We start from the raw sequence: 14,284 nt of genomic DNA, 5'->3' as shown, positions 1-14,284 counted from the left end.
ACTTGATGCCAGTGAATTGTTTTTCGCAATCTGAGATAATTGCTAAGAATTAATAGCAAACAAGGTTCCAGATGCCCTACGGAAAATATCAAAACCTTCCATTGACCGATCGTCTCATGATGATGCTTGAAGCGACTCAAGCAGGAACATGGGAATGGAATGTGCAAACCGGAGAGTGCTACTTTAACGAGCGCTGGGCTGAGATTATTGGATATACGTTAGACGAGTTAAAACCTCTTTCTATCGAGACGTGGCTAGAGTATGTCCACGCCGAAGATGGACAAGTCTCCGATAAAATTCTGAACGAACACTTTGATGGCAAACGCAGCTTTTACGAATGTGAAGCTCGGATGCGTCACAAAGATGGGCACTGGGTTTGGGTGCGGGACTATGGAAAACTTGTTTCCCGAACCGCCGATGGTAAACCTGAGTGGGTGGTTGGCACCCACATCGATATTAGTGGACTAAAAGAACTTAGCCAGCGTTTTGAAGCTTTTGCCGATCTCTTACCTGGTGTGGTCTATCAATATGAGCAGCGTCCTGACGGCAGCTCATGCTTTCCATTTGCTAGTCAAGGACTACGCCACATTTACGGTGTATCACCTGAAGCCGTTAAACATGATGCATCATCGGTGTTTGATGTTATTCACCCAGATGACTTGCCTCGCGTAGCAAAGACAATTACGGAGTCTGCTGAAAGAGGTGTTGACTGGATTTGTGAGTATCGAGTTATTCATTCTGGTAAGACTCGATGGGTTTTCGGGCACGCTAGACCGCAATCAGGTATTGATGAATCAACGCTTTGGTATGGCATGATCATCGATATTACTGAACGTAAAAACCTCGAGCTAGAGCTCGAGAAAAGCCAAGCCAACTTAAAGTTGGCCCAGAGAATCGCACGGACAGGTCACTGGGAAGCCAATATGGCGTCGGGTGAACTTTATTGGTCGGATATGGTTTATGAAATTCTGGGTTATGAACGAGGCGAACTTGAACCGTCTGTCGAGCTCTTTAGAAGTTTGGTTCCCGATGAAGACATGACATCCGTTGCTCGTAGCGAAGAGAGAGCTCAGAAGACAGGGATTCACGACGTTCAACACCGAATGACAACTCGTGATGGCAGCCTGATCTGGGTGCACGAACTTGCAGAGCTACAGAGCGACGGTATTACGCTAATTGGTACAGTTCGAGATATTACTGAACAAAAAAATCTTGAGTTAAAATTACAGCAGCAGGCTGTTATTGACCCCCTAACCCAAATTGGGAATCGCCGAGCATTTAATAAAGCGATGGATAGAGAGTTTAACCGCTACTCTCGCTATAAAAAGCCCCTTTCGCTGATAAGTTTCGACCTTGACCACTTTAAACGAGTAAATGATAACTATGGTCATGCAGCCGGAGACAAAGTCTTATCAGAGGTGACGGCAGCTATAAAAGTCGAGCTTCGTAAGGAAGATGTTTTTGCCCGGGTTGGTGGTGAGGAATTTGCCGTACTACTTCCTGAAACCGATAAAGAAGAAGCATTTCAAGTTGCCGAAAAAATAAGAACGCTTATTGCGAGTCTGAGCATTAACTATGAAAATCAAGACATTGCAATTAGTGCCACCTTTGGCTTAGTGACTGTTTCAGAGCAAGAGCAAATTTCAAGCCAAGAACATTTACTGCAAATTGCGGATAGGGCGTTGTACAAAGGTAAAACAAATGGTCGAAACCAAGTTGTTGTAGCTGATAAAAGTTTGTTTGAGTCGACTGGCAAATAATTTTTTTGCTAAAAAGAAGGGCGGTGCTTAACCGCCCTCTATCGTTTATTTATAGCTCTTGCTTAGTAGGACGAATAACCATTTCATTCACATCAACCTCACCGGGCTGCTCAATAGCAAAAGTAATTGCTCTGGCTATTGAGTCCGAATCAATGGCGTCATTGTATAAATCATCTGCCATTTCTTTCGAATCTTTATGCGAAATATGATCCGTCAACTCGGTGGCTACTGCCCCCGGCGAAATGTTGGTTGAGCGAATTTGGCCATTAGATTCCTGACGAATGCCTTCGCTGATCGCTTTAACAGCGAATTTGGTTGCACAGTAAACCGTGGCGCCGGGGAATACGACGTGGCCAGCGACTGATGATAAATTGATAATATGACCGCTTTCCTGTTTGCGCATGGTGGGTAACACAGCGCCAACACCATACATGACACCTTTTATGTTCACATCAATCATCTGATCCCATTCATCAACTTTGAGCTCATCCAGTGGAGCCAGTGGCATTAGACCGGCGTTGTTGACGAGCACATCAATGCGCCCAAATTTATCAAGCGCAGCATCGGCCAAGGCTTCTACCTCGCCGCGCTTAGTGACGTCAACGGTCTTATAAATGGCTTCACCGCCATCGCTTGTAATGTCATTAACCAGCTGTTGTAACCGTTTCTCGCGTCGTGCGCCCAGCACTAGCTTAGCTCCTTTCTCTGCCAGCATTTTTGCGGTGGCTTCACCTAAACCACTACTCGCGCCGGTAATAACAACTACTTTTCCTGCTACTTCAGACATAACATTCTCCGTTTTTAAACTGTTCTTATGTCTACGAATTCAGCTGTGTTTGGATTACTTAGTTGGAAGGCTCTTTTTCAGTTAGCGAAATAAACGTTGCCTTGATCGTTTTCGATGCGCTGACCATACTCATAAGAGACAGGTTGTTTATTATTCAATAAAAGCTTGGAGGTATGCATGAGTAATAAAGATGCATTTGAGAAAAAGCACGAAGCTAAGATCGAGGAAATGAAAGCAGAAATTGATCGGTTAAAAGCAAAGGCTAAGCAGTCAGAGGCTGATACTCAAATAAAATATGAAGAGAAAATTAGCGAACTTGAAGCATTAAAAGAGCAGGCAGAAGAAAAGCTGGAAGGTTTAAAAAAGTCGAGTGAGAACGCTTGGTCTGATATTAGTAAGGGTCTTGAATCAGCCACCCAGTCTTTAACGACCGCCGTTAAAGCGGCAAGTAGCGAGTTCAAAAACTAACCATTGCTTCGGAAGTGGGGCGCAGTATCCCTACTTTCTTTTGATGAGGTTAACGTCGAGACGACGCCACGCTTAATACCGTTACTGTCACTAAAATAATGACGATGCCGGTCAGCTGCGCTATGGCTAACTGATCTCCTAACACAACCACACCGAACAACGATGCTGAAATCGGTTCAGCCAAAGCCACAACAGAGGCAATTGCCGGAGCGGTTTTGCGTAGTCCGAACAAATAGAGAATGAAGGACGTACCACCACCTAACACACCAAGCAAAATCAGCAGCGGAAGCTGCTCTGATACTAAAGCGGCAATAATACTTGATGGCTGACTAGGTACGAATAACGTTATCAGAACCACTAAAAATGAAATCGACAAAATAGATTGTGGACTACCGTGACGGGTTGCGTACTTAAAGGAAAAAATGAATAGGGCGAGAGAGGCTCCCGCGAGCAGCCCAAAAAGGATCCCCAATACATTCATATTTGAGCCGTCGGCTTTATAGACTTCCGTCAGAAGCGTCACGCCTACGACAACGAAACCTATACCAATAAATTTTAGGAATGTTGGTTTCTCGAGTTTTAAAAGAAATGAGAGTAAATAGACGAATATGGGGGCGCAATACATTAGGGTTGCCGCTATAGATACACCGCTCTCAGAAATACTGAGAAAATAAAACGAGAAGTTTCCGGCAACCCCGAGTCCCGCAAGGAGAGACCATAACCATAGCTTTTTTTTATGCAGCCCGCTCTTTGCTGGCGCTAAAATTAACCAACTTGAAAAGGCTATTAGTCCTATAGCCGCACGATAAAATGATATTAGGAAAGGACCCCATCCTTCCTCAATGAGAAGGCCGGCGATACCTCCGGAAAGCCCCCAGCAGATAGCCGCTGAGAACACTAAAAAGGTACCGCTGTTTGGCGTTTTGGCGCGAATTTTACGTAAATTTTTATGCGTTCGGATCGGTTGCCTCAAGCCGTTGCACTCCTTACGTATTTACTCAAAAGTGTAGTCGTGCTTAAAAAACTTGTCGAACCGGCAAACGCTGCGTTTTAAGTTGATATATCCGCGCGAGCGAGGTACGTTTGCGGACACTTTTAATTAACAGTAAGTTCATATGCAACGCCTCATTAATTGGTTAAAAACACTTAGCGCTATTCCCCTGACACTGGGTGTCATCTTTCTCGTGCTTTTGCCCTCAATTTTACTGTCGATGCTGATTGTGGGTGTGTTCGATTTGTTGTTTCTGGAGCTTGCCTGGATGTCCTGGACCGCGTTTTGGTGGGTATTGGGCACTTGGTTTGTTTTGGCGTTTTTAATGGTAGCGAACAGTTCGGATAAAATATTATTCGGTTTGTGGCGTTAATAACTAGCGCCGTTGGAGTAAAATAATCCGGTTGCTGACTATTTCAATGTCTAGCGCAAATTGTTTTGCTATCCAATGCATAGTTTTGGGCGAATAGAAACTAACATGTGTCGGATCGTTTTTATATTGCCACTGCTTAAAGAATTCAGGCAACTCTCTGGTAAACATGGATGTCATAATACCGAGCCATCCGCCACGCTTGACTAAGCCAACCAGCTGGGGCCAGGCTTCACTGGGTTTATAGAAGTGTTCGACAACTTCCGTACTGGTCACAAAGTCGTATTGACGAGCTACCTTGTTCTTGTCTGGGACATAGTAAATGTCGTATACCGACATACTCATACCATGTTCTTCCATCATCAGGTTAAGAACTGGACCAGGCCCACAGCCAAAATCCAAACCTTCCATACCAGCAGAAAGTTTACCGAGAAGTGGCGTTGCCAGCTGGTTTAGAAACTGGCGGTAGCGATCGTCATTAGGATCGTTTTCGTGAAAGTCATAAATCGCTTTTTCGTCGCTATCGTTCAGGTAACTGTCGGGGGAGGCAAAGACTAAGTCACACTCAGTACAGCGAAAGTACGGGCGCTTTTTGTCTTCACAAAAGAAAGTAGCTGGTGCATGGCATAAGGTGCAGTTCATAGACGTATGGTATGTCAGTTTGAAGTTTTGTCAAAAGGCGACGCGACTCATTCGATCTTTTCCTTTCTTTGAGCTGTATCTATAAAACCTATTAAAGCAAACGGTATGTTGCCTTGGAGGCATTAGCAAACCGTTGCTATAACTATTACAACAAAGTTAATAGTTCACTAGAAAGAAGGAAGACGTAATGAGTAGCTCAAACGGTGGCGGTAAATGCCCAATTATGCATGGCAGCATGACGTCTGCTAAGAAAACCAATACGCATTGGTGGCCTAATTCATTGAAGCTGGAAATTCTGCGCCAGCACGACACAAAAGCCAATCCAATGGACGAAGACTTCAACTACGCAGAAGAATTCAAAAAAATTAATTTAGAAGAATTAAAGCAAGACTTAAAAGACCTCATGACCGACAGCCAGGACTGGTGGCCAGCTGACTGGGGACACTACGGTGGTCTAATGATTCGTATGGCTTGGCATTCGGCTGGCTCGTACCGCTTAGCGGATGGTCGTGGTGGCGGCGGAACGGGTAACCAACGCTTCGCCCCGTTAAACAGTTGGCCAGATAACGTCAGCCTGGACAAAGCTCGCCGTCTGTTATGGCCGATTAAGAAGAAATACGGCAACAAACTGTCGTGGGCGGACTTATTCATTCTGGCCGGCAACATGGCTTATGAGTCGATGGGTCTTAAAACCTTTGGTTTTGCAGGCGGCCGCGAAGACATCTGGCACCCTGAAGAAGATATTTACTGGGGCAGTGAAAAAGAGTGGTTGGATGCGACCAAAAACCGTTACGACTCGGACCAAGAACGTGACTCTCTGGAAAACCCATTAGCTGCTGTACAAATGGGCTTAATTTACGTGAATCCGGAAGGCGTTGACGGCAACCCTGATCCATTGCGTACCGCTAAAGACGTGCGCGAAACGTTTAAACGCATGGCGATGAACGACGAAGAAACCTGTGCGCTAACCGCGGGTGGTCATACGGTCGGTAAGTGCCACGGTAATGGCAAAGAAGAAAATTTAGGTCCTGAGCCAGAAGCGGCAGACGTTGAAGAGCAAGGTTTTGGCTGGCGCAACAGCGGCGGCAAAGGTATGGGTCGCGACACGGTAACCAGTGGCATTGAAGGTGCTTGGACCACAGAGCCAACCAAGTGGGACAACGGCTATTTCTACTTGCTGTTCAACTACGAGTGGGAGCTTAAGAAGAGCCCTGCTGGCGCATGGCAATGGGAGCCGATAGACATTAAAGAGGAAGACAAACCGGTCGATGTGGAAGACCCGTCTATCCGTCGTAACCCGATTATGACCGACGCTGATATGGCGATGAAGATGGACCCTGACTACCGCAAAATTGCGGAGAAGTTCTACAAAGACCCAGAGTACTTCGCAGAGGTATTCGCGCGTGCTTGGTTCAAACTGACACACCGCGACTTAGGTCCCAAAGATCGTTATTTAGGACCGGACGTGCCAGAAGAAGACCTAATTTGGCAGGATCCGATTCCAAAAGTGGATTACACGCTGAGTGAAACAGAAATTGCTGACCTGAAAGACAAGTTGCTAAACAGCGGTTTAACCTCTTACGAGCTAATTTCTACCGCATGGGACAGCGCGCGTACATTCCGTGGCTCAGACTTCCGTGGTGGTGCAAACGGTGCCCGTATCCGTTTAGCGCCGCAGAAAGACTGGCACGGTAATGAGCCGGAAAAACTGCAAAAAGTATTGGCAAAACTGGAAGAGGTGCAGTCATCACTGGACAAGAAAGTAAGCCTTGCTGATTTGATTGTTCTGGGCGGTACCGCAGCGGTTGAAAAAGCAGCGAAAGAGGCAGGCTACAATATTACTGTGCCGTTTGCTCCGGGTCGTGGTGACGCAACAGACGAACAGACTGACGCCGAAAGCTTCGATGCGTTAGAGCCGTTGCATGATGGTTATCGCAATTACTTGAAGAAAGATTACAACGTGCCTGCAGAAGAGTTAATGCTCGACAGAACTCAATTAATGGGCTTAACAGCGCCAGAAATGACGGTTCTTGTTGGCGGGATGCGCGCGTTAGGTGCGAACTACGGCGAGTCTAAGCACGGTGTATTTACGGATCGTGTCGGCGTATTAACGAATGACTTCTTCGTTAACCTGACCGACATGAACAACGTTTGGAAAAAGGCGGGCGACCACTATGAAGTTCGCGACCGCAAAACGGACGAGCTTAAGTGGACAGCGAATCGCATTGATTTAGTCTTCGGTTCAAACTCTATTCTGCGTTCTTATTCAGAGCTTTACGCTCAGGACGACAACCAGGAGAAGTTTGTGAAAGACTTTGTGAAAGCCTGGACGAAAGTCATGAATGCCGACCGATTTGATTTAGCTTAAGGAGGAAGCATGTCGAAAGTACTACTGATTACCGGTGCCTCAAGTGGCATCGGTGAAGCGACAGCGCGTAAAGCGGCGAAAGAGGGGCTAAAACTGATACTAACGGCTCGTCGGAAAGAAAAGTTGGATGCGCTGGTTGAAGAATTTGGCTCTGAAAATGCTATTGGTGTTGCAGCCGATGCCGGTAACTATGATGAGCTTGAGCAGGCTGTTAAACAAGGTGTTGATAAGTTTGGTCAATTAGATGCGGTGTTCGCCAATGCGGGAACCGGTGTTTCAACGCCGGGAACAGAAGAAGGCGACCCGGAAGAATGGAAGCAGATGGTGGATGTGAACGTCAACGGGCTTCTCTATACGGCGAAGCTGACGTTGCCGCACTTGCGTAAAACCACCGGCCATTTCTTAATGACGGGCTCTGCTGCCGGGCGCATTACATTGAAAGGCTCGGTGTATGGCGCTACGAAGTGGTTTGTACATGGCTTTGCACAAAACCTGGCCGAAGAAATGAAAGAATGGAATGGTCGCTGTACTACCATTGCTCCGGGGATGGTGAACACGCCGTTCTTTGATGAACCTAAGCCAGACAAGCTGGATCCGGATGATGTTGCCGATGCGGTACTTTACGCAATAAACGCAAACCCGCGTAACTGTGTGCGCGAAGTATTCTTAATGCCGGCATATTAACGGGCAAGTCTTAACGTCTTGTTTTGACATACTTTCTCCGCCCCCTCATAATCTCAGGCAGATACGAAGGGGTGGAGAATCATTCATGACAACCGAAAGTAAGGATGTGCAAAAGCCCCAAGCCTCAGGGAAGCGACTCGCGTTATTTGCATTGCTGTTCATTGCGCTAACAGCCGCTGGGTTCTACGCCATTTATGATCACTTTTCTAACCGCGAGCTTACCTTCGACTTTCGACTATTTGCCCCGGAAGTTATCAGCCTGACTATTTTGTTGTTAATGGTGTACTTTGCCGCCGATGGATTACGACTTTATTACACCTTAAGAGCGCTGGGCTACCGTATACCCAAAAGAGCAATGGCCAAGCTGGTGTTCATTAATATTTTCTTCTCAAACATTACCCCTATGGCTACGGGGGGCGGCTTTGCGCAAGTGTGGTTTTTGCACCGACATGGTGTGCCTATAGGCAGAGCAACCGCAGCGACAACCATTAGAACCGTATTGGCGATATTCTTTATATTTTCGCTAACGCCGGTGTTTTTGTTGACTCTGGCCCCTTTGCAGCATGAGGCGTTTATCAGCGATATTGGCGGCGCATTGGCGGTCTTTATTGTTCTCTACTTGGCGTTTTTCACTATTGTTCTGCTAAGAGCACACTGGCTGATTGGCCCACTCAGTAAGCTGTTTTTAAGTCTGCATAAGCTGAACTTAATCAGCGAGTCACGGCATCAACGATGGCAGTACAAAGCTCGTCGGGAAATGCTGCGTTTTAGCCGAAGTTTCTCTGAATACTTAAGAGGCTCTAAGTCAGCTATTGCAATGTCGGTAGTCTTTACGGCTGTATTTTTAATCAGTCTTTTCAGTTTCCCGGCACTGCTAATGTGGGGGCTGGGTTATGATGTCAATTACCTTGTCAGCTTAGGCTTGTTGGTCGTTACCACCTTCATTATGTATTTCGCCCCAACCCCTGGCGCATCTGGTATATCAGAAGGTGTTTTTGGCAGTTTCTTTAATGAAATTTTGGCGAATAATCATTTATTGCTAGTCACGTTCAGTTGGCGATTTTTAACGATTTATCTCGGAATGCTGGTCGGCTTAGTTGTACTGCAAAGGTATCTCGTTAAATCTGTTCAAAAGCAGGATGTATCATGACAAAAACGAAGCTTTTAAAAATCCTGTTTTACTTAAATATCGCCATTATCGTTGGCCTTATTGGTTATAAAATTTACCTGAATTTGGTCACCTCAGAGTTCAAGGCGGAACACACAGATCAGCTGGCTGCCATTAGCGCACGTCTGGAAGGTCAAGACAGTTATAGTTTCGCAGTTGTCGGCAATATTAATAACTCGGTAGGGATATTCGAGCGCCGCATTATTCCTATGCTGAACAAAGACAATATCGACTTTGTTATTTCTGCTGGTAACGCGGTGAGCGGTGGTGGGGAAGATAAATACCGTGCCTTGAGAGGCACATTGTCTCATTTGGACATGCCCTATTTGCTGACGTTCGGCGCTAATGAATACGAAGAGTTTGGAAGTTTTCGTTTTTATGATCACTATGGACCGCATTTCTTCAGTTTCACCGCGGGAAACAGTCGTTTAATATTTTTGGACAGTACTGGTAAAACACCATGGCAATGGCAGCTACGCTGGCTTAACGATATTTTAAAGGCGGATTCCTCAAAGCACCGCTTCGTTTTTATTGGGCACCCTCCAGTGGAGCCTGAGGATGAATTTATTCTCGCGGAAGAGGAAGACTATCTGCAGCCCGTTGAGTTTCGATCTGCACTGCAGCAAACACTCAGTAATTACGGCGTCGATCGTGTGTTCTCTTCCAACATCTCTATGTACTCTGAGAGTGAACAAAATGGCATACCTTATATTACTACCGGTGGTGCAGGTGGGTTGGTTCTTAATCAGGACGAAAGCTTTTATCACTACGTAAAAGTGACCGTGAATGCCGACGGCAGTGTTGAGCACTCCGTACAAGAACTGGAAATTGGTCAGCATCCAATACTGAAGCAATTAGAGAGCTTCTGGTTTTTCATTCACTCTCTGTTTTATGTGGGCTACTTAAACTTCATTCTATTGCTCGCGGTATTCCTGGTTATTAGTACCAAGCTCTACAATGCGGTATTTGTAGGAAAAGATTATTACCCGGATTACGACATTGACCCTGATCCATGGTTAGGCCGCCAATTAAAAGTGGCGATGTTTACCAACAATTACCTACCGTTCATTGGTGGCGTGCCTATTTCAATAGAGCGTTTGCGCTGCGGCCTGGAAAAGTTAAAAGACACGGTGCTTATTGTTGCGCCGCGCTACAAGAGTAAACGAGAGAAAGAAAAAAACGTCATACGTATGCCGTCTATTTTTTCTTTTGGTGAAAAGAGTGAGTTTCGCTTTGCGAATATCTTCTCGTCGGCGGTGCGTAAAAAAGTTAAAGCGTTTAAACCGGATATTATTCATGTTCACCACCCGTTTTGGATCGGCTCGCTTGGTGTTTATATGGCGCGCCGCTTGAAAGTACCGGCCGTTTATACTTACCACACGCGACTGGAGCATTACTCGCACTTTGTGTTTTTACCCGGCTCGCTGTTCCGCAATATTATTGCGCACTTTCTGGTGCGTCGTTTTGCGAACAAATGCGACGCTGTTATTGTGCCAACCGACTCAACAGAAGAATACTTGCGCATGATAGGCGTGACGGCACCGACCTATGTGCAGCCGACAGGCATTGAATATGACCGCTTCCAGCACGTAGAGCCAGCCGAAGTTGAAAAGCTGAAAAAGCGACTGAAAATAAAAGACGAAACGGTTTTTGTGAGTGTGTCACGGCTGTCGAATGAGAAAAATATCGACTTTATGATCGATGCGCTGGCAGAGTTGAAAAAAGCCACTGACAAGCCGTTCAGGCTGCTAATCGTCGGCGATGGGCATCAGAAACAGCGGTTACAAACGAAAATTGACGAGCTCGGTTTAAAACAAACCATTCAGTTAGTCGGCTCCGTGGCGCCGGAAAAAATGGCCAACTGGTATCAACTAGGCGACGCCTTCTTATTCGCGTCTCAGTCAGAAACGCAGGGTATGGTTATTCTTGAAGCGATGGCGGCTGGTTTGCCGGTTGTTGCGGTGCGCTCCAGTGGCATTGACGACGTTGTGGATGATGGCTTTAACGGCTACAAAACGCCTGCGAGACAAGCGGTTTGGCTAGAACGAGTGGAACGCCTTCTTAACGACGAAGAGCTGCTCGGGCAGTTGTCCGGTAACGCCGAAAATTTTGCCAAGGCATACTCTGTTGAACGCTTTAGCCAGGATGTCCGTCACATTTATGCGGAAACCCTGGCTCGTTATCATGAGCATAAGAATTAGAGAATATGGTTTCCGAATACTAACAGTTCGCAAACGATTACCGCTGACGTCAATATTAAGCGGATGCGGTAATACCCCATATAAGACGTCATGGCGGAGCTTCTTGCCAGCTTCTGTTCAAAGAAAAGCAATATGGCAAATCCCGCCATTTGCAGGCCGAGCGACCAAGCAGATGAGTCGAGTAATAGAGTCAGCCAGGCAAGCAAGGCAAAGACATTACTCAGAATAAGCAGCGCATTCGTTGGCTCACTTTCCGCACGGTGCAGCGCGCGTCCCCACAGGACACCACCAAGAAACGTCAAAATAATTGCACCGTAGGTAATGAGCAAGTTGAGTGGCCGAAAGCCAAATATAGAACCGACCTGCATAAGCTCCGCAAGCGAGCTGACAATAAATGGAACAAGTCCTAAAAATCCGAGTGTGTAAATAAGCTTATTTTTGGCTGTGTTCATAATGAGCGAGTCTTTTTTTGTGTTTTATTTAAGTGTAGAGTAAAGAAAAATAACGACCACTCTACAACCGAATGATTTTAGGTCGTTGAAATTTATCCCTGTTAGCTTCTACGTACGTGCAAACTAAAAAGTTGCTTATCGTTATGTAATGTAGGTTATCGGTAGGCTCGAACGGTTGCGCTAAAATCTCTAGTAACGGCTGTCCCGACGCTTTTGCGTAGGCTTCCGCAAGCGTCCAGCGGTAAAAGAACGCTTCTTTTGTCGTTACTCCCTTCAAAAAAGCGTGCGCATAATGCTCTCGTATACGACGGTAATCTTTATTTGATTCTAAGTTCTCGACATCAACGCCTATGGGGTACGCGGCGGAGTATCCGGCAACGACACAGTTGTTTTTATGGCTAATAGAACAATAGGCGTTAGTATCGGCAATGGACAATTGAGGTGCACCATTGTCATCCTTTTTAACGGAAATATCAGTTTCGGTCACGCCAGCTTCTTGCGCAACTAATTGTTTTAATAGTTTTCTTGCCTCTGAGGACGTTTCTTTGCGGCTTAAGCCGCAAGGGAGTAGCCTATATCCGATAACCATACACAATGTTATATTTTTGAAAGTTGACGCTAAATTCTGTACTATTCCGCATCTTTTTTGAGTACCTGAACAAATACATTATGAGAGTTTCTCAAGCGAGGGTCTTCGTCGCTGATAGTACCTTAGTTACCAGTGAATGTCGTGACCGTTTAAAGCGTGTCCCGGCGTCAATGCGACGTCGTTTGAGCTCGTATTCCAAATTAATTGTAACAGCCATAATAGAGCTTGCAGAAAGGGAAGAAGGTATACATAACATTCCTGTCGTTTTGGCCACACGTCATGGCGACTTGCACCGTACCGAAAAGCTGTTAAGAACATTGGTTCAGGGTGAGGTGTTATCACCGACTCAATTCGGGTTGTCGGTAAATAATGCGGTATTGGGTCAGTACAGTATGGCGGTTGGTAACCAGCAGGCTATGACCACGGTGTCCGGTGGCGAAGAGACTTATCCGTTAGGATGGCTGGAAGCCATTGCACAAGTATCGAATGAGTTTGACCAAGTCTTGCTGGTAGTGGCTGATGAAACGCCGCCTGAAGTATATAAAAAGCAGCAAAATTCGCCGATTCATGCATTCGCTCAGGCGGTTTTACTCGATAGGAATAACGGTCGCGAAGTGATTTTGGATCAATCCGGAGAATCGGCTAAAAACGATGACGCTTACGAGGTCGTCGAAAAGCTTCAACATTGTCTGGAGCAAGGCCAGCAAAGTTTAGTCGTCAACTATGGCAGCAAAGCGTGGAGTTGGCATGTTGATTAGACTCTGGAAGTTTATTAACCGAACCTGGCGTCGTTTAGCGACAGGGCTGTGTTTTGCCATTTTTGGTATTGGTGGCGTGATTTTATCGGTCACGGCATTGCCTGCGCTAAAGCTGGTGTCGGGAGGCAACGAAGAATTGCGTCAAGCGCGAGCAAGACGCTTGGTTCAGCTCACGTTTCGCTGGTTTATTGGTGTCATGAAATGGACGGGCGTGTTCAACTTCGATTTCAAAGCGGCAGAGCAACTTAAACAGGTGAAAGGGCAGGTGATTATTGCGAACCACCCTTGTCTTATTGACGTGGTGGCGCTCATTTCCTTTGTGCCAAACCCTGACTGCGTAGTGAAGTCACATTTGTGGAAGAATCCCTTTATGAAAGGGGTTATTAAATCGACCGGTTATTTAAGTAATGAAGATCCGGATGAGCTGGTGAATGACTGTCAGGAGTCTCTTGAGCAGGGTTGTAACCTGATCATTTTCCCGGAAGGCACACGCACAACGCCAGGCTCTGGAATACGTTTTCAGCGTGGGGCAGCGCATTTAGCCTTGCGAACAAAAGCGAAAGTCACCGCGCTTTGGGTTGACTGCTCGCCCGTGACACTCATTAAAGATGAGATGTGGTATCAGGCACCGAAAGACAAGCCGACACTTTCTGTTCATTACTTGAAAGAAATCGATACCCAATCTTATCGCAATGAAGAAAAACTGAGTATTGCCGCGCGCCACTTAACGCGTGACTTGCAGAATTACTATGAAAAGGTGTTAGAAGATGACAGACAGTCTGAAGACAGAGATCAAGCACTTGATTATCGAGTCGCTGGATCTTGAAGACGTAGAAGTATCCGATATTAACGACTCGGCAGCGCTATTTGGCGACGACGATGACGGCTTAAACCTCGACTCGATAGATGCATTAGAGTTGGGGCTAGCCATTAAGAAAAAGTTCGATGTGAAGCTGGATGCGAATTCTGCGGAAACGAAAAGGCACTTCTACAGCGTGGATACGCTGGCTGACTTTGTTGCAGAAAACCGTGGTTGATTAACGAGG

General features: G+C 46.2%; 15 protein-coding genes and 1 pseudogene. 10 read left to right on the top strand and 6 right to left on the bottom strand.

Annotated features, from left to right (window positions below; translation table 11 throughout):
• Nucleotides 1–71 precede the first annotated feature (71 nt).
• Nucleotides 72–1,760, top strand: a complete 1,689-nt coding sequence (locus tag EST55_RS06790) for a sensor domain-containing diguanylate cyclase (protein ID WP_129496922.1) — start codon at nucleotides 72–74, stop codon at nucleotides 1,758–1,760.
• Nucleotides 1,761–1,809: 49 nt separating this feature from the next.
• Here the strand turns inward: EST55_RS06790 and EST55_RS06785 are convergent, their stop codons facing one another.
• Complete coding sequence (locus tag EST55_RS06785) at nucleotides 1,810–2,547, bottom strand: SDR family oxidoreductase (RefSeq protein ID WP_100691071.1); 738 nt, start codon at nucleotides 2,545–2,547, stop codon at nucleotides 1,810–1,812.
• 177 nt (nucleotides 2,548–2,724) lie between these two features.
• Here EST55_RS06785 and EST55_RS06780 point away from each other — a divergent pair, with 177 nt between their 5' ends.
• Entirely contained in the window at nucleotides 2,725–3,015 is a 291-nt protein-coding gene (locus tag EST55_RS06780) for a coiled coil domain-containing protein (RefSeq protein WP_129496921.1), read from the top strand.
• 49 nt (nucleotides 3,016–3,064) lie between these two features.
• On the opposite strand, the gene EST55_RS12365 is transcribed toward EST55_RS06780, so the two are convergent.
• Nucleotides 3,065–3,538, bottom strand: a complete 474-nt coding sequence (locus EST55_RS12365; RefSeq protein WP_240665278.1) for a DMT family transporter — start codon at nucleotides 3,536–3,538, stop codon at nucleotides 3,065–3,067.
• Nucleotides 3,539–3,988, bottom strand: a pseudogene (locus EST55_RS12360) (DMT family transporter); the annotation flags it as partial.
• Between the two features lie 142 nt (nucleotides 3,989–4,130).
• On the opposite strand from EST55_RS12360, the gene EST55_RS06770 reads away from it, so the two are divergent.
• Nucleotides 4,131–4,379 (top strand): hypothetical protein, encoded by a 249-nt coding sequence (locus EST55_RS06770; protein WP_129496920.1) that lies wholly within the window; start codon nucleotides 4,131–4,133, stop codon nucleotides 4,377–4,379.
• Nucleotides 4,380–4,382: 3 nt separating this feature from the next.
• Here EST55_RS06770 and EST55_RS06765 read toward each other — a convergent pair whose 3' ends face one another.
• Nucleotides 4,383–5,018, bottom strand: coding sequence for a class I SAM-dependent methyltransferase (locus EST55_RS06765; RefSeq protein WP_129496919.1), 636 nt, complete (start codon nucleotides 5,016–5,018; stop codon nucleotides 4,383–4,385).
• Between the two features lie 187 nt (nucleotides 5,019–5,205).
• Between EST55_RS06765 and katG the strand changes: the two genes are divergently transcribed.
• From katG to EST55_RS06745, 4 genes are all read left to right on the top strand, one after another.
• Nucleotides 5,206–7,386: a catalase/peroxidase HPI gene (gene katG / locus EST55_RS06760; RefSeq protein WP_129496918.1), complete on the top strand. Its 2,181-nt coding sequence runs from the start codon at nucleotides 5,206–5,208 to the stop codon at nucleotides 7,384–7,386.
• A 9-nt stretch (nucleotides 7,387–7,395) separates the two neighbouring features.
• Complete coding sequence (locus EST55_RS06755; RefSeq protein ID WP_129496917.1) at nucleotides 7,396–8,070, top strand: SDR family oxidoreductase; 675 nt, start codon at nucleotides 7,396–7,398, stop codon at nucleotides 8,068–8,070.
• A gap of 85 nt (nucleotides 8,071–8,155) precedes the next feature.
• Complete coding sequence (locus tag EST55_RS06750) at nucleotides 8,156–9,220, top strand: lysylphosphatidylglycerol synthase transmembrane domain-containing protein (RefSeq protein ID WP_129496916.1); 1,065 nt, start codon at nucleotides 8,156–8,158, stop codon at nucleotides 9,218–9,220.
• Nucleotides 9,217–11,439 (top strand): glycosyltransferase, encoded by a 2,223-nt coding sequence (locus EST55_RS06745; RefSeq protein WP_129496915.1) that lies wholly within the window; start codon nucleotides 9,217–9,219, stop codon nucleotides 11,437–11,439. Before EST55_RS06750 ends, EST55_RS06745 begins: the two co-directional genes overlap by 4 nt.
• Here the strand turns inward: EST55_RS06745 and EST55_RS06740 are convergent.
• Together EST55_RS06740 and EST55_RS06735 are read right to left on the bottom strand one after the other, a co-directional pair.
• Entirely contained in the window at nucleotides 11,436–11,891 is a 456-nt protein-coding gene (locus EST55_RS06740) for a DUF3429 domain-containing protein (RefSeq protein WP_100691062.1), read from the bottom strand. The two genes, EST55_RS06745 and EST55_RS06740, sit on opposite strands and share 4 nt — an antisense overlap.
• A 61-nt stretch (nucleotides 11,892–11,952) precedes the next feature.
• Nucleotides 11,953–12,378 carry a hypothetical protein gene (locus EST55_RS06735; RefSeq protein WP_129496914.1) on the bottom strand — a complete coding sequence of 142 codons (426 nt, stop codon included), beginning with the start codon at nucleotides 12,376–12,378 and terminating at the stop codon, nucleotides 11,953–11,955.
• Nucleotides 12,379–12,560: 182 nt separating this feature from the next.
• On the opposite strand from EST55_RS06735, the gene EST55_RS06730 reads away from it, so the two are divergent.
• The 3 genes from EST55_RS06730 to EST55_RS06720 are packed head-to-tail and all read left to right on the top strand — an operon-like array spanning nucleotide 12,561 to nucleotide 14,275.
• Nucleotides 12,561–13,238 carry a beta-ketoacyl synthase chain length factor gene (locus EST55_RS06730; protein WP_100691060.1) on the top strand — a complete coding sequence of 226 codons (678 nt, stop codon included), beginning with the start codon at nucleotides 12,561–12,563 and terminating at the stop codon, nucleotides 13,236–13,238.
• Entirely contained in the window at nucleotides 13,228–14,064 is an 837-nt protein-coding gene (locus EST55_RS06725) for a lysophospholipid acyltransferase family protein (RefSeq protein WP_129496913.1), read from the top strand. Before EST55_RS06730 ends, EST55_RS06725 begins: the two co-directional genes overlap by 11 nt.
• A complete protein-coding gene (locus EST55_RS06720; RefSeq protein WP_129496912.1) occupies nucleotides 14,006–14,275 on the top strand; it encodes a phosphopantetheine-binding protein in 270 nt (89 codons plus the stop codon). The genes EST55_RS06725 and EST55_RS06720 overlap by 59 nt, the downstream gene beginning before the upstream one ends.
• Nucleotides 14,276–14,284: the final 9 nt, after the last annotated feature.

The sequence above is a fragment of the Idiomarina sp. 29L genome (assembly GCF_004123135.1).
Taxonomy (GTDB): domain Bacteria; phylum Pseudomonadota; class Gammaproteobacteria; order Enterobacterales; family Alteromonadaceae; genus Idiomarina.
The sequence above is the reverse complement of the archived record's forward strand: the minus strand, read 5'-3'. Positions and strand labels throughout refer to the sequence as shown.